Raw genomic sequence first — 15,795 nt, forward strand, 5'->3', positions numbered from 1 at the left:
TATTTATATTAGAGTTTTTATGAAAAATATCTGTTTTTAACTCTTATCTACCAATTTTATTGGCAATATTGAACGCCAAATATTTGTACAATAACAAAATTAAAATACAATAAACAACAATCTTTACTGAAATGCATACTTAGATTATTTGTTGCATATAAAAATATAGGAATAGAACACATGAAAGAACTATTAAAAAAAATCACTATATTATCTTTGTTGTTTGCAGCCCCATTATTTGCCAACCCAACTACTGAAAACATATCCATATTTAAAAAACAGAAGGAAGTTTTAAATGATGGAATAGAATATTTAACTTACTCAGCAGATATTGATGATGGTCGCTTTGTATTTATTGTTAATAATTATTCTGATAAAAACGATTATTCCAGAGAAGCGGTTGCGAGATATATCGTCGGTAACAATATTTATCGTGTAGTTTTAGTTGAGTTTTGTGTCGACGAAACTGATCTATGTGGTGAATTACCTACATTATTAATCCCGGTAGAAAAATTTGCTGATACTTTCTATCATGGTGAAGATCCTACAAATTACATTTGGAAGATCACTTACGTCAAAAATGATAAATTAGTCACTATTGAAGAATTTGCTACAATACCTAAAGTAGGTGATTTGAATGATTTTGTTGGTAAAATTCCGTCAGAGGAAGATGAAGAGGAAGGTATGGACTCTTCTATAAAGTATAATGAACAAGATATTAATTATAAACCATACATTCTAGATTGGGGCTATGGACCAAAAGTCAAACCATAATATAGAAAGATAATTTCATTTTAAATTGTTCAAATGTAAACCAACAAAGATGAATTTTCTAACTGTTTTATTTTAATGATATTTTTTTAAATAGTATAAAAAATGCAAACAATTGTTTGCATTTTGTTAGTTTATAGTTGATAACTACCATTTATAGTTAAGCGTTCCTACCACACTGCGTTCCGCACCGTAATAACACCAATAACTACAACCTGATACATATTTTTTGTCGGTTAAATTAGTTGCATTAACTTGTACTGACCATGATTTATTAAACTGATATTTAACCATTGCATCCCATAAAGTATAACTAGGTACACTTTCATTTGGATAATAGAATTCATCAACAGTTTTACCAATATAACGAAGCCCTGATCCAACAGTTAATCCATCAAGCTGACCATCAAATTTATAATTTACCCAAGCTGAAGCAGAATGTTTTGGAATTAATGAACTACGTGTTGTCAATGAAGCTGTTTGATCTGTTTTAGCATGAGTATAAGTATAAGCAAAATCCATATCTATACTTTTAGTAATATCAGCCTTTATTTGTAACTCTACACCTTTACTGCGTGCTTCTAATGTTTGTGATGCTTGCCCTGTACCATTAGAAACAAATGAATTCTGAGATTTAATATCAAAATAGGCCAGAGTAAATGTACCATTTAACCAATCAGGCTCATACTTACCCCCTACTTCCCACTGTTTTGCTTCATAAGGTCGATACATTGTTTTGTTGACACTATCATAGCCATACACTGGCAAAAATGATTCTGAATAATTTATATAAGGTGCAATATTGTTATCGAAAATATACATTAAACCAGCATTATAGGCATTATGGTTATAATCACGATTAAAATCAGAACCACTCCAGTATCCATCATTTTTTATTTTGCTATGACGGATACCTTGATTGAAAATAAGTTTATTATCAAAAGTCAGTTGATTTTGTACATATGCACCTAATTCTTGTGCTTTTAATTTAAAAGGCGAATAACTACCTGTAATATTTGAATGAGTTAATCTTGGTTTAAAACGATTCACTGTACTAGCGCTGCCACTAAAATTATTTCCACTCATATTAGTATTTAAATAATCAATTCCAATTAATAATGTGTCTCGCCAATTTCCATATTCAAAATCTTTAGAAAGGCGATTATCAATTGTATGAGTATTGTTAATACCTATTTGAGAATATGCAAAACGTGAATAATTTTTTCCATCAACTGTTGGTGTGAAATCCATACCATAAACACCTGATAAATCTAAATCTTGATGAGCATATTTATAGTTTTGCGTAAAAACAAGTCCATTATTGAATTGATGTCTAAATTCATAACCAACCGTTTCTGATTTACGATTAAAATTATCAAAATCTTTATCACCGTAATAAGTATCCCTTGCCACTTTCCCATATTTAGAATGAAATAGCGTGCCATAAGCAGGGAAAAATCCATTTTCAGGAATGCCAAAATCACGTTGGAAACTTGATAATAAAGTTAAAGAAGTTAGTTCATTTATGTCCCATGTTAAACTCGGTGCAAAATAATAATGCTTTAATCCAGTTTTGGTTTGTTGTCCATTTTCATCTCGATAGGCACCCACTAATCGATATCGTACATCATCAGTTAATATACCACTATAATCTCCATTTATTCCTACTTGTGCATGTGTTCCATAAAACACATTAACTTCACCAGCTGGAGCCTTTTTGGGACGTTTGGATATCATATTGACGGTACCGCCAGGTTTAGATGAACCATATAGTTGAGAACTTGCGCCCTTTAATACTTCTATTTTTTCCAGTCCGAAAATTTCAGGTGTTGAACCAAAATAACTATAAGTAAATTGAGGCATACCGTCTAAAGTAAATGAAACATCTAATCCTCTAATTTTTAACCAATTTGTGCGGCCATCATGACCATATGAACTATTTAATACGCCAGAAGTATAAGATAGTGCTTCGTCGACTTTTTTATAGTCTTTATCTTTAATCTGCTTTTCATCAATAGAATCTGTCGATTGAGTATCATAAAATTTGACCGTGCCTGTTTTGGCCATTGAACCAACAACTTCCATTGTATCAGTTGTTTCAGCATATGCGATGATAGGTAAAACAGATAATATAGAACAAACTAAAATGCGTTTTTTAGGTTTAAAATGAGTTGAATAACTCATAGTTTTCTCCTTTTTGGTTATGAACTGAGCTCGTGAAATTGATCATTGAACTCCTCAATAATGCCATCAGCATGCTCAAAATATTGTTATCATGACTAATAGCAAAAATAGTATGACTATATGGTTTAAAAGTTTGCAAAAAAGCCGACATTATCAAGAACGCCTTATTAGATAGATAAAGCAAGACCCACCAATCAGTGACGCCATAACTCCTGTCGGAATTTCATAAGGAAACATAATATTACGACCTAACCAATCAGCAGCGATCATTAATATGCTTCCAATTAGCGATGACATGAGTAATTGGTTACGGATGAAATGAAAACCAATAATCCGAGTCATTAATGGCGCAAGTAGACCAATGAAACTAAGTGGTCCAATTTGTAATGTGGCTAAAGTAATTAAAATGGTCGAAACGACAATTAATAAAAAACGAGCAATATTGCTATTCATACCTAATGCATTGCTCATATTTTCTGGCAATTCCAACAAGCTTATTGGTCGTGAAAATATCAATAAGATAAATAAAATGAATAATGCTACTAAAAATATCACCACACTACTTAGTAGCCCACTACTGTATGTTGATCCCGATAACCATATTAATAAATATTGAATACGCGGATCGCCAGTAACTAAAAATAATTGAATCAGAGCCGTTAAAAAAGCTGCAAAAGCTATCCCCGTTAAAATCACTTTTTCTGGTTGGAATTTATTTTTAATATTAATTGCAATAATAAATAAAAAGGTCAGTAGAGCACCCAATAATCCCGGCAACCAAAATGGCATGATGTCATACCCCATCGCCATAACTGTGACAATAATAGCAATAGCTGCACCTGAGCTAATACCTAACAAATCAGGGCTAGCCAGAGAATTATGGGTCATGCATTGCAGTAAAAAACCACACATGCTTAACATGATTCCAGCCGAAATGGCAGTGATAATTCTTGGTAATTTAATGTTTAAAAGAGAATGATTCCAACCAGTCGATATAAAACCGTATTGTGTATTACTGATTGTTAAACTAGACCATAATAATATTAAGATTATTAATATCGCTAATATCCAGTGTCCCCTTGTTTTTATGGGCGTTAATAAATCACATCGAGTTAAAGAGTTATTATTTGATATACTAATTGTTGTAGGTAACGCTTTGAAAATTAAATAAAGCAATAAAGGTGTTCCAATAAATGCACTGACTGTGCCGACAGGCAAATAAAACGAACAATAGAACTGGATAATAACTAAAAGACAATCTGTTAATAATAAAATTAATCCTGCTGTTGTATATGAAAAGAGAAGCTTATGCCAGGCTTTGGTTAACTGCAATTGATTAATCATGGTAACTGCGGCTAAGCCGATAAATCCAATCATCCCAACTAAACTTAGTGTTGTAGCACATAAATAAGCGACAAACAAAATACAGACAACACGGATCACCACTACCGGTACACCTAAGCTTTTTGCTTGAGTTTCACCTAATTGCATAACTTCAAATGAGCGCAATAATAAAATCAAGATGGCAAATGCAATCAAAGAGACAATAACTATCTGTTTGACATCATGCCAACTATCTTGAATTAATGAGCCAGCTTGCCAAGCAAAAATGTTTTTAGCCGCTTCAGGATGGAATATAACTAATGCTGTGGCTAATGCTCCCAAATATAAATTTAATATCAAACCTGACAGTAGCATCCTGATTGGTAAAAATTGATTACGATAAGACATCATAAACACAAGCAGCAAACTGGCGAGTCCACCAAAGAATGCAATCATTGCACTACTTAACCAAAGTAATAATGATGGTATAAATAGATGAGTGCCCAGTAGGGCAATATAAGCACCGCTACTTACAGCTAACGTTGAATCAGAGGCTAAGGGATTATAAGTAACTTGCTGTAGAGTGATGGTACTAATACCTAATGCCCCACCAACCAATAAAGCCATAGTAAAGCGAGGTAACCAGTTATCGACAAGAATTATACGTTTTAATACACTTACTTGAATTAAATCAACTTGCAAAAAAGGCTGATGTAACTCATGCACAATAATCCAAACGATTGCTATCATAGCAAGTAAAAAAAGAGATAAATTAATTAAGATGATTTTCTTCAATGCCGACATACAATCACCATGTATTCACTGTTTGCTTAGTTAAAGCGTTGGTTAATGAAGAACTAAACCGTTGCATTGAAGGTAACGCTCCAAATCCCCACACGGAGGGTAAAATATAATAATTTCCCTGCTGACTAAATGGCAACTTTTGCCATAATGAATTTTTTTCTAATTGCTGATTAACATTAGCTGGATAAGGTTTAACAATAATAAGACTCGTATTTTTGGGTAATGTCGTTAAGTCGATTAAACTAATTTGACTAAATCCCCATGCATTTGTCGAATGTTGCCATGCATTATCTAAATTCAATTTAGTTAATACCACACCGTATAAACTATTGGCGCCATAGATACGTAATTGATGAGAGTCAATAAATTGCACAACTGCATAGGACTGCTTTGGTATTGTCTTTAAGCGTTGGATATTATCGATAAACTGTTTTTCGGTCTGGCTTATCAATATCTGAGCCTGATTGGTTTTGTTGACTAGTTGCGCTAATTTTTCTGTTGTTTGTACGATGTGCGACCAACTTGTACCTTCATTTGTGTAAAAATCAATTGCAGCTAACTTTATCGGAATAATATTTTTGGGGATCAGATTTTGTGTCCAAGTTGAATTTATCAATAGAGTGGGTTTTAAATTAGCAATTACTTCTAAATTAGGTTGTGATCTTAATCCTAAATCAACAATATTATCATTTAAGACAGGTTCACCTACCCACGTGGCATACTCTTTTGTATCACCTACTCCCACTAAAGGTGCTTGTAGAGCTAATAATGTTTCTGCAATAGTCCAATCCGTAGTGATAATTCTAGTTGGGTTATCAAATTGTGCATAATCCTGATTACTATCAGGTAAATGTATTATCCATAAAATAGAGCTTACAATAACAAAGCTAATTAAGGTTATTTTGAACTTCATGCTAAAGCAACCTTATGACTTCGAGTAGGATGATCAATGATCTCAAAATGAACACCATAAATTTCCCGTAAAATCGATGGCGTAATCATCTGTTTTGTCGGTAAATCATAAATTAATTGACCTTGTTTAAAAGCTAATAACTGGTCACAAAACTCACTAGCCAAATTAATATCATGAAGCACAATAATAGTCGTTATTTGATTCTTTTTGGCCAGCTGTTGAAGTAATTTCATTACTTCAATTTGATAATTAATATCTAACGCTGAAAGAGGTTCATCAAGTAAAAGATATTGACTTTGCTGTGCTAAACACATGGATAACCAAACTCGTTGACGTTCTCCTCCTGACAATGAGCTCAAAAAACGTTCTTTAAGATGTGCAGTATTTGTTTGTATTAATGCTTGATCAACAATTTTAAAATCTTTTTCCGTATAACGTTCAATTATGCCATGCCATGCAAATCGCCCTAATTTAACCAGTTCTTTAACCGGCAAATTAATGTCAGTAGGCAAATATTGAGGTAAATAACTTAGTATTCTCGCAAGCTGTTTATGTGAATAGTGAGTGAGTTCTTTTTCATCTAATGTGATAACACCAGATGTTGCGGCAATTTGCTTGGCTAATAATTTAATAAATGTCGATTTGCCAGAGCCGTTATGACCAACAATACCATAGACAAGCCCAGGTTGAAATTGAGTCGTTACATGATTAACAACAAGGGTATCTTGAATTTGGTATTCAATATCTTGAGCAATAAGCATACTAATTTAATTATCCATCTAATTACACTTTAAAGTTATCCTATCTACCTATTCTGATCCTATTTTCCCATTGTTCGGCTTGCATAGAATGCATTTAAAAATGCCAATACTATTGAACCGATTACAACTGGAAAATAACCAAATTTTTTTGCAAGATAATAACTTAGTGATATCACGATAAATCCACATATAAAACTTGGTGCTGATTGAGCGTTACAGGCAGTAGAACGTGCCTGTGAACTATCTGAGTTGTCCATTATGATGGCAGTAATCGCAATAGACATTAAAGGTAAACTAAAGAAGTAAAGAAAACAGGCTAAATAGACATTAAAAATATTAACATAACCTAACGAGATCGGGATGAATGCAAGTAAAGCAAACGCCTGAAAAAGTAATGAATAGGTTAAACTTTGTTTCCTAGATAATTGCTTGAGGATTTTTGCAACTAATATAACAGCCACTAAGCTAACAATGGATCCAAATACTTTTAATAAAATAGCAATATCTGATAATGCCCAACCATCATCGACAAGTATTGGTGATAATAGATTATAAGCCGGTAGGAAACTAAACGGCATAAGTATCAAAATAATTAACCAATTAATTCTACCTTTCCAGATGATAATCAGATCTTTCCAATATTGAGGATCCATATTTTCATATGTTGGCTTATTTTGACAGTAACGGTACTCTTCAAAAAAGAAAAGTTGAATTAATGTAAATCCAATTAAAATAGCAATTAATAATAAACAACCCATCCAACCAATATAGGCATAAAGTAGTAAAATTACTCCGCCGCCTAAAATATTACCTATCATAGAACCACTGGTTTTGATACTTGAAATTAGATAACGTTGCTGAATTAAAAAAATATTACAGGCTAATCCCGATATGGCTAATTCTTGAGTTGCAGTCATGGTCGAAAAAATAAAGATGATGGGTAAAATAATATAAAACTGTTTTATAGGATCTAAAAAAGCTATAAATATTAAACATACTAACATTAGCGTTAAAGAGATAAATAACCAATTGCGATAATGAGATATCCGTCTTTTTAAATATTTATCAATAACAGGTGCCCATAAAATTTTTAAACCAATTGGTAACATCATTAAAGGAATAAGACTTAACTGGTCTAACTCCATGCCATCTTTTCTTAGGATTAAAGCTAAGGCGATAGTTAAAAAGCCAATACCAACATATTCTGTAATATAAAGACTTACAAATAATAACCATACATTTTTAGGTAATTTAATTGTTGCTTTGTCATTCATTTACTAATTTTCCTTTTGCAGTACCTATTTTGTGGTCATAATATTTTCATTAATACTATTTTTTAGTAGTAAAAAATAAAACAAACTTAAACCTTTCGTACATATAATAGTTAACTGATTTATCAATAATTTATTTGTCCAGAAATACCTACTTGTCGTGGTTGTTGATAAGTTCTATATCGAGAAGATGAGGACATAAAGCACAAGCTAAATAAACTAAATTTTGCAGTTATCTTTTTCATCCGAATATACTAAAATTGATAATGATTTTCATTTGCGATCATATAGATTGGAAAATAAGCTGTCAAATTACTGTTTAAAAAAAATCAATATTATTAAATTAACTTGATTTTATTCAGAAGGAATAACTAAAATTTATAATCAAGTTAAATGATATATAAAATAAAAAACCCTAGTTAAACTAGGGCTTGATATGTAGACAGATGAATAAATCTAAGTGATTAACTATTTTTTCTTCGCTTTACCTTGATACTCAGCATAATACTCTTGAGCAAGTTTACGCATTGATAAGCCAATCGCTGCATATTGATATTCATTTAAGTTGGCTAATGAAGCTCGAGCCGAAGGATGCTGTACAGCAAATCCTTTACCAGGTAATAAAACAACCCCTGCTTCATCGGCAATTCTAAATAACATCTCAGATGGATTCTTATTTTTTAGGATCCATTTAGCAAATTTGTCATCATAAAGCTCACGACAAATATGTTCTAGATCAATTAAGGTATAGTAATCAACACTATTTTCATCAGTATGATGCGCAAGTCCTAAATGTTGATATAACGAAGCCGCTCGACGACGGATCAATGATTTTAATGCTGCTTTATAACTTTGATCGGTATCCATCATCTCACACAATGCAAATAACACCATTTGTACTTGTTGTGGAGTTGAAAGCCCAGCAGTATGATTTAACGCCACTGCACGGCTGTCGGCCACTAAACGGTCAATAAATTTTAGATTTTCAGGATCAGTTACAATAGAACTATAGCGTTTATCTAAAATCTGTCTCGTTTTGCTTGGTAATGCCTTAATTTTTTTATCGAATATATTATCACGTGCTGTTGCAATAACACCTAAACGCCAACCAGTTGCCCCAAAGTATTTAGAAAATGAATAAACTAAAATGGTATTTTTTGGACAAATAGCGAACAAGGATTGGAAGTTATCAGCAAATGTGCCATAAACATCATCAGTTAAAATAATTAAATCCGGACGTTTTTTCACAATATCAGCAATGATCTGCAAGCTTTTATCATCAATTTTTACTGATGGAGGATTAGATGGATTTACTAAATAAAAAGCTTTAATAGCAGGATCTTCTAATTTACGTAATTCAGCTTCTGGATATTGCCAATTGGCATCAGGATCAGAATTAACTAATACCTCTACTAATTGATAATCATTAAGCTCTGGAATTTCTAAATATGGTGTAAAAATAGGTGCGCCAATGGCAATTTTGTCACCTTTTTGGATTAAGTTATTTTCTTTCATAGAATTGAAAATATAAGCCATTGCTGCTGTACCGCCTTCAACGGCAAACAGATCCAGATCATCACGACCAAGATATTGTGCTCCCATTTGTGTAAGCACATATGCTTTAACTACCTCTTCACTAAAGCGTAACATTCTATCTGGCACAGGATAATTACAACCTAAAATACCTTCCACCATCTCTTGTAAAAATGCATTTTCATCTAGGCCAAGCTGATCGCGAATATAAGAAAATGCTTTACCTAAAAATGACACACCCGGAGTTTGATAATTTTGACGAACAAAATGTTCAAAACGACCAGTTAAACCAGCCTTAATTGGCATACCACCGACACCTTCATTCATATATGAAAAAGACATTTCGGATTCTTGTAACGCAAAAACACCAAGTTGAAAAAATGCTTGTCGTGGCCATGTTGCCAAAAAATTAGGATTACCACGCCCAGCATTTAACATCACACGGTCAGTATGGCTTTGTGCTAGTTTAATTAAATTATCTTTCAATTCAAAAGGACTTAAATTCGCATATTTTGCATATTCATTATTACTTTTCATAACCATGTATCCTTAATTTGAGATGTCAATTAAACAAAAGCAACAACTAATGGTCCTAATAACGTTAGGAAAACATTAGCTAAAGCATAGGTAATAGCAAAAGAATTGGTAGGAGTTGAGTTACCCGCTTTATTAAGTACTTCACCAAAAGCAGGATTCGCACTACGAGAGCCAGCTAAAGCCCCGGCAAATACCGCCGAATTTTTATAACCTAGCACATACTTACCAAAATAAATGCCAAGTAACATCGGCAATAAAGTCACCACAACACCGATTAAGAATAATGAAAGACCTTGATCTTTAATTGTATTAATGGCTTGTAAACCTGAGCTTAGCCCAACCACGGCTACGAAGCCAGCTAGACCAAAGTCTTTAAGTAATTGCACTGCTCCAGTTGGAATATTTCCAACAGTTTGATGTAAAGAGCGATACCAACCAAACAATAAACCTGATAATAATGCACCACCACCTGCACCTAAAGTGATTGGAATATCACTGACTCGGATCACAATAAGACCAATTATAAGTCCAACAACAAGACCTAATCCATGGAATATCCAATCAGTTTTTTCACTTTTGGTAATCGGCGCACCAATTCTATCCACTACACGCCTTAAATCACCATCGGTACCATAAATAGTAATGACATCACCTAATTTAAATACCATATCATTGTTTAATGGCAATGGTTGTCCATCACGATGAACAGCAATTAAATAAATACCATGCTTTAACTTCATCACTTCGTCAGATGAAAGCACTTGCGTTAAATTTTGACCGACATATCGAGTATTACGCATTTCAACATCTTGGGTATTCATCACCACATCCATACCCTGTGCTGAATTCACTTCTTCACCCAATAAATCAGCTGCAGCAATCATGGCATCCCGATGACCAACAACCAAAATAATATCTTTGGCTTTTAATAAGGTTTCAGGTGCAGCTTCAATAATACGATTGCCACGTTTGATTCGCTCAATACTAATACCATTAATCACCTTTTCTAAACTTTCAACGGTTTGATTAACCTTATTAGTAATACGATATAAGCGACCAGTTACATCAGATAAAGCAAAGTTTTGACCACTACCTAATAAAAGTGAGCCATGTAATTGTTCTGCTTCGGCCTTAATTGCATCGTCGTTAATTTCTCGCCCCATAATTTTCGGCAAAATGTTAACGCAGACAATAATCGCGCCCAGTGAACCAAAGATATAAGTCACCGCATAACCAATGGTTACATTACCTTGTAATCGGCTTAACTCTTCTGGGCTTAAACCTAACTGAGTTAACGCATCTGATGCTGTACCCATAATGGCTGATTGGGTTAATCCTCCTGCGGCTAAACCAGCAGCAAGACCTTTATCTAAATGGAATAATTTGGCTAACACCACTACCGTTACAAAACCGGCAGCAGCAATAAATAACGCTAAAAAGATTTCACGTAGAGTTTTAACTCCTAATGAACGGAAGAATTGTGGTCCACTTTCGAACCCGACTGCATAAATAAATAGAGCGAAAAGCACAGCTTTAACGCCAGCATCGACAGTAACACCAAATACACTTAATGCCACTGCTACCAATAATGAACCAGCAACACCACCTAACTGAAATTTGCCGATTCGAATACCACCAATCAAATACCCTAAGCTTAAAGAGAGAAATAAAAGTATTTCGGGTGAATGCTTAAGTCCATCTAAAATCCAATTTGAAAGCCATTGAAACATAATAATTGTCCTCAAGTGCTAAGATTTATGAAATAGAAAAAGATAGAAAAGAAAAGATTGGAACTTGAATAATACTCATACTAATTTATGAATATGGATATATTTTAAACTTCAATACCAAGAATAGATAGTTAATTTTAACGATTAATATTATTGTCAGTAAATAACATTATATTGTCTAAAATATTAAATAGAAAAATATAATATCAACAATGAATTGAACATAAAAAAGCCCAAACAAATTTTGGGCTTAGTGGTTCTTTCTTTGAAAATAAAAATTATTTTTAGATTAAATTTTTATTTAGCTCTGAAAAGACTTTCTCTAATTTTAACATCAAGATTATTTACCCAACGATTGTAATTACGATGTACTTTTCCTTTACTATCTTGCAAGTTTGGACTAACAGACACGTAATTGATTGAGTAACTTGTTGCAGAATAAGGGATATCAACTACAATTTCAAATTTACGGTTGAATAAATGACCTCTAATTGTATTGCTATTTAAGACTTCCATTTTCCAAGTACCGAATGCTGCTTTACCTTTTGTTCCACTATCTAAAATAGCTTGTTTAACCTGTTCTTTAGTTAAACCACTAACAGGGGTAGTGATATTGTGTGGTGCTTGATATTTACCGGCACAACCAAATAATAGTGAAACTAAGAAAAATGCAGCAATATATTTAAAAAATTTCATTGTTTACTCCTTTAAGATTATTTTTATTAACGTTTTTTACATATAAGTAAAGTATGACCAAATCCAAGTCCATCAATATCTTTCTCAACGTGAAAACCAGCTTCATTTAAACATTGATAAAACACTTTAGAATGATAAAAACGACTATTACCGTTAGCTAAACAGGTAAAATAGAGAGAGGAAGCATTTAAGCTTAAAGCTCCTGCTTCAAAATTTTGACGATCCCAAAAAAGATCCATAATACAGACTGTAGCATCATCATGCATACTACGATGGATTAATTTTAATATCTGGGTAATTTGATCCAAACTAAAGCAATCTAGAAACTGACTCATCCACCATACATCTGCTTGATTGGGTAAAATTTGAGCATCCAATAAATTAACAGAGACACCATCAATACGATCATCATAACCTGCTTGTTTGATGTTTTCGTTAGCGACAGCTATTTGTTCAGGTAAATCTAAGATTGTTACTTGAGTTTTCTCTAAATGCTTAGCACAAAAAATCGCCCATTTACCTGTGTTTCCACCAATATCATAAATATGTTTTGGTTTTAATTGAATAATATAAGGCAAAGCAGCAGGAAAAGAGTGATCCGAATAAAAATGATCGAACTCGAACCAACTTTTTTTAGCTTGTTTTGGTAATGATTGTAATATTGGATAAATCGTTTTTCCCTCACCAAAAATTTTCAAGCCGCTTGGTTCACCCTTTTCAAGCGCTTCTTGAAGAAAAAACATGCTTTGATAGCAAATATCTTGGGAAAAATTGAGGTTAATTTCTGTCATTTTGTCATGTAATAAAAAATGACCTATTTTACCTAAAATATAGTTTGAATCTTGTTGATAAATGACACGTATGCAAAGTGCAACATCTAACAGTAGTTCAATTGCGTAAGAAGATAAAGAAACTTTTTTAGTTAGGTCATCTAAGTTAATACCATTTTTTCCAGCCTGATCAATTTGAGATAAAATCCCATGATTTTTCATAGCGATGATTGCTTGGAATAAAATTGGTGCAAAGGCAATTTTTTGGGCTTCTGTAATTGCTTCTAATGCAGTATAAATTTCTTTATTAAATCCATACTTGCTGTTTTCTTGTTCTGTCAATCTCTTGCCTTTTTATTGTTTTACTGTATTGTATAAATTAAATTTGATGTTTCTCAAGAATTATTGATTTAATAATATTACAAAAAGTAACTAAGTAAAGAATTAATTAAAAACATTACTATGAAATTTTCTTTTTCAATCGAAAATTGGTTTGCTTTATCTGCGGGTTTATCTTCTAAATCTGACTGGCAATTATGGTCAAAACAGATTAACCACAATTGGGATTTACCACTACCCAAACTCAATAAACTACCTATGATGCAAGCCAGGAGGATGAGTATTTCATCACGCCTAGCAGTTGAAGTTGGTTTGGAGCTTATTGAAAATAACAAACTTGACTTAGCAATATTCTCAAGTAGGCATGGTGAACTTGAAAGAACATATAAAATACTTACAGCATTAAATCAAAATGTTGATATTTCACCAACTGACTTCGCATTATCAGTACATAATACAGCATCAGGATTATTCACGATTATTGCCAAACAAAAAGTGCCCGTCACTTCACTTAGTGCAAATGATGATAGTTTTCAGCAAAGTTTGTTAGAAGCACTACCGATATTACTTCAAAAAGATAAAAAAGTACTATTAATTGATTTTGATGGTATGATACCTCAATCTTATCAAACAATTGTTCACCAATTAATTCCTTACTATGCGGTAGGATATATTTTAACTAAAGGTAATCAATTTACTTGTCAAAGTATTGAAAAAACATCTCAATCAAATCAAATCGACTATCCTCAATCGTTAGCTTTTTTAAATGCATTTTTAAATAAACAGCAACAATTCATCATAAAAGGTTTATCTCAAGATTGGCAATGGACTCTCAATACATAAAAAAACGAAAACCATATACCTTAAATCAGTGGTGGCGATTATTCGCAACTGCATTGGGTTTTATTATATTTGGTCTTTATGGGTTAATCGTTCTTTCGATAATCTGGTTTAGTTTATTGAGGTTATTCGTATGGAATAAACAAAAAAGAACAATAATTGCTCAATATAGCATTAGTATAAGTTTTAAAGTATTTTTGTGGATAATAAAATATCTAGGTATTTTTAATTATCAATTTACAGGAATTGAAAAATTAAAACACGATGAAGGATGTTTAATCATTGCAAATCATCCCTCTTTATTAGATGTGGTATTGCTGGTATCCGTTATGCGTAGATGTGATTGCTTGGTTAAAGGAGCTTTACTTAATAATATTTTCATCAGTCGCATTATTAAAACGGCAGGTTATATTCTTAATGGAGAATCAAGCAGGATACTACCACAATGCAACGAAATCTTGTCTAACAAGGGTAAAATTTTGATTTTCCCAGAAGGAACAAGAAGCATACCCAATAACCCTATAACATTACAAAGAGGTGCTGCAAACATAGCATTACGTTGCCATGCAGATATTCGAATCATACATATTCAATGCAATCCACCTTGGTTGATAAAACAACAAAAATGGTATGACATTCCTAAAAGAAAGGCAGTTTTCAATATCAATGTCGGTGAAAAGATTAAAATTGAAGACTTTTTAGACCAAAATACCACTATTGCCGCAAGAAAACTGACAAGACATCTTGCATCATTGTTAACCCTAGAACAATTAAAAGAATAACAGATACAAAGGAAATAAAATGGAAACTCTACATCATGATATAAAGGCATTAATAATTGATGTTCTTAATTTAGAAGATATCACACCTGAAGATATTGATACCCAAGCTCCACTATTTGGAGATGGATTAGGTTTAGATTCAATAGACGCACTAGAACTAGGTCTTGCGATCAAAAATCAATATGGTATTGTTTTATCATCTGAAAGTGAAGAAACCAAAAAAGCATTTTACTCAGTTGCAACTTTAGCTGATTTAATTAGTTCTCAACAGTAATAAGGAAGTTTTTTAATGGATAAGCAACAAATTTTTCAACAAGTTCAATCTGCACTAGTGCAACTTTTTGAATTACCTGCCGATCAGATTAAGCCAGAATCTAAACTTTTTGAAGAATTAGACTTAGACAGTATTGATGCTGTAGATTTAGTCGTACATTTACAAAAAAAGATTGGTAAAAAAGTCGATCCAGAAACATTTAAAGCAGTTAGAACCGTTCAAGACGTTGTTGATGCAGTAGACAATTTAATGAATACCAAATAGCAT

At 32.6% G+C, this 15,795-nt stretch carries 14 protein-coding genes; 5 read left to right on the plus strand and 9 right to left on the minus strand.

Going from position 1 to position 15,795, the window contains the following annotated elements:
* Positions 1-180: 180 nt before the first annotated feature.
* Entirely contained in the window at positions 181-774 is a 594-nt protein-coding gene (locus tag H3T56_RS01050) for a hypothetical protein (RefSeq protein ID WP_198191804.1), read from the plus strand.
* 144 nt (positions 775-918) lie between these two features.
* Here H3T56_RS01050 and H3T56_RS01055 read toward each other — a convergent pair whose 3' ends face one another.
* The 9 genes from H3T56_RS01055 to H3T56_RS01095 form a co-directional block, all read right to left on the minus strand.
* Positions 919-2,955 (minus strand): TonB-dependent siderophore receptor, encoded by a 2,037-nt coding sequence (locus tag H3T56_RS01055; RefSeq protein WP_198191805.1) that lies wholly within the window; start codon positions 2,953-2,955, stop codon positions 919-921.
* Between the two features lie 153 nt (positions 2,956-3,108).
* Positions 3,109-5,082, minus strand: coding sequence for a Fe(3+)-hydroxamate ABC transporter permease FhuB (gene fhuB / locus H3T56_RS01060; protein WP_198191806.1), 1,974 nt, complete (start codon positions 5,080-5,082; stop codon positions 3,109-3,111).
* Between the two features lie 4 nt (positions 5,083-5,086).
* Complete coding sequence (locus H3T56_RS01065) at positions 5,087-5,995, minus strand: iron-siderophore ABC transporter substrate-binding protein (RefSeq protein WP_198191807.1); 909 nt, start codon at positions 5,993-5,995, stop codon at positions 5,087-5,089.
* Positions 5,992-6,756, minus strand: a complete 765-nt coding sequence (locus tag H3T56_RS01070) for an ABC transporter ATP-binding protein (RefSeq protein WP_086320574.1) — start codon at positions 6,754-6,756, stop codon at positions 5,992-5,994. Before H3T56_RS01070 ends, H3T56_RS01065 begins: the two co-directional genes overlap by 4 nt.
* A gap of 59 nt (positions 6,757-6,815) precedes the next feature.
* The gene (locus H3T56_RS01075) at positions 6,816-8,030 is read right to left on the minus strand and encodes an MFS transporter (RefSeq protein ID WP_198191808.1); all 1,215 of its coding nucleotides are present in this window, start codon (positions 8,028-8,030) and stop codon (positions 6,816-6,818) included.
* A 465-nt stretch (positions 8,031-8,495) separates the two neighbouring features.
* Positions 8,496-10,097 carry a bifunctional aspartate transaminase/aspartate 4-decarboxylase gene (locus H3T56_RS01080; RefSeq protein ID WP_198191809.1) on the minus strand — a complete coding sequence of 534 codons (1,602 nt, stop codon included), beginning with the start codon at positions 10,095-10,097 and terminating at the stop codon, positions 8,496-8,498.
* Positions 10,098-10,126: 29 nt separating this feature from the next.
* Positions 10,127-11,827: an aspartate-alanine antiporter gene (aspT, locus tag H3T56_RS01085; protein WP_198191810.1), complete on the minus strand. Its 1,701-nt coding sequence runs from the start codon at positions 11,825-11,827 to the stop codon at positions 10,127-10,129.
* Positions 11,828-12,124: 297 nt separating this feature from the next.
* Positions 12,125-12,523 carry a hypothetical protein gene (locus H3T56_RS01090; protein ID WP_034904273.1) on the minus strand — a complete coding sequence of 133 codons (399 nt, stop codon included), beginning with the start codon at positions 12,521-12,523 and terminating at the stop codon, positions 12,125-12,127.
* 26 nt (positions 12,524-12,549) lie between these two features.
* Positions 12,550-13,635 carry a class I SAM-dependent methyltransferase gene (locus H3T56_RS01095; RefSeq protein ID WP_232351377.1) on the minus strand — a complete coding sequence of 362 codons (1,086 nt, stop codon included), beginning with the start codon at positions 13,633-13,635 and terminating at the stop codon, positions 12,550-12,552.
* A gap of 120 nt (positions 13,636-13,755) precedes the next feature.
* Between H3T56_RS01095 and H3T56_RS01100 the strand changes: the two genes are divergently transcribed.
* The 4 genes from H3T56_RS01100 to H3T56_RS01115 are packed head-to-tail and all read left to right on the plus strand — an operon-like array spanning position 13,756 to position 15,792.
* Positions 13,756-14,475, plus strand: a complete 720-nt coding sequence (locus tag H3T56_RS01100) for a beta-ketoacyl synthase chain length factor (RefSeq protein WP_065578620.1) — start codon at positions 13,756-13,758, stop codon at positions 14,473-14,475.
* Positions 14,457-15,254 (plus strand): lysophospholipid acyltransferase family protein, encoded by a 798-nt coding sequence (locus tag H3T56_RS01105; RefSeq protein WP_065578619.1) that lies wholly within the window; start codon positions 14,457-14,459, stop codon positions 15,252-15,254. The genes H3T56_RS01100 and H3T56_RS01105 overlap by 19 nt, the downstream gene beginning before the upstream one ends.
* Before the next feature lie 19 nt (positions 15,255-15,273).
* On the plus strand, positions 15,274-15,528 hold the full coding sequence (locus H3T56_RS01110; RefSeq protein WP_065578618.1) for a phosphopantetheine-binding protein: 255 nt from the start codon (positions 15,274-15,276) through the stop codon (positions 15,526-15,528).
* Between the two features lie 15 nt (positions 15,529-15,543).
* Positions 15,544-15,792, plus strand: coding sequence for an acyl carrier protein (locus H3T56_RS01115; RefSeq protein WP_034904287.1), 249 nt, complete (start codon positions 15,544-15,546; stop codon positions 15,790-15,792).
* The last annotated feature ends 3 nt before the right edge of the window (positions 15,793-15,795 follow it).

This window comes from Gilliamella sp. W8123 (genome assembly GCF_016101085.1).
Classification (GTDB): Bacteria; Pseudomonadota; Gammaproteobacteria; order Enterobacterales; family Orbaceae; genus Gilliamella; species Gilliamella apis.

Coding starts and splice junctions, on each gene's coding strand:
- H3T56_RS01115 (WP_034904287.1), top strand. CDS start 15,544: ATGGATAAGCAACAAATTTTTCAACAAGTTCAATCTGCACTAGTGCAA.
- H3T56_RS01050 (WP_198191804.1), top strand. CDS start 181: ATGAAAGAACTATTAAAAAAAATCACTATATTATCTTTGTTGTTTGCA.
- H3T56_RS01055 (WP_198191805.1), bottom strand. CDS start 2,955: ATGAGTTATTCAACTCATTTTAAACCTAAAAAACGCATTTTAGTTTGT.
- H3T56_RS01110 (WP_065578618.1), top strand. CDS start 15,274: ATGGAAACTCTACATCATGATATAAAGGCATTAATAATTGATGTTCTT.
- H3T56_RS01065 (WP_198191807.1), bottom strand. CDS start 5,995: ATGAAGTTCAAAATAACCTTAATTAGCTTTGTTATTGTAAGCTCTATT.
- aspT (WP_198191810.1), bottom strand. CDS start 11,827: ATGTTTCAATGGCTTTCAAATTGGATTTTAGATGGACTTAAGCATTCA.
- H3T56_RS01080 (WP_198191809.1), bottom strand. CDS start 10,097: ATGAAAAGTAATAATGAATATGCAAAATATGCGAATTTAAGTCCTTTT.
- fhuB (WP_198191806.1), bottom strand. CDS start 5,082: ATGTCGGCATTGAAGAAAATCATCTTAATTAATTTATCTCTTTTTTTA.
- H3T56_RS01075 (WP_198191808.1), bottom strand. CDS start 8,030: ATGAATGACAAAGCAACAATTAAATTACCTAAAAATGTATGGTTATTA.
- H3T56_RS01090 (WP_034904273.1), bottom strand. CDS start 12,523: ATGAAATTTTTTAAATATATTGCTGCATTTTTCTTAGTTTCACTATTA.
- H3T56_RS01100 (WP_065578620.1), top strand. CDS start 13,756: ATGAAATTTTCTTTTTCAATCGAAAATTGGTTTGCTTTATCTGCGGGT.
- H3T56_RS01070 (WP_086320574.1), bottom strand. CDS start 6,756: ATGCTTATTGCTCAAGATATTGAATACCAAATTCAAGATACCCTTGTT.
- H3T56_RS01105 (WP_065578619.1), top strand. CDS start 14,457: ATGGACTCTCAATACATAAAAAAACGAAAACCATATACCTTAAATCAG.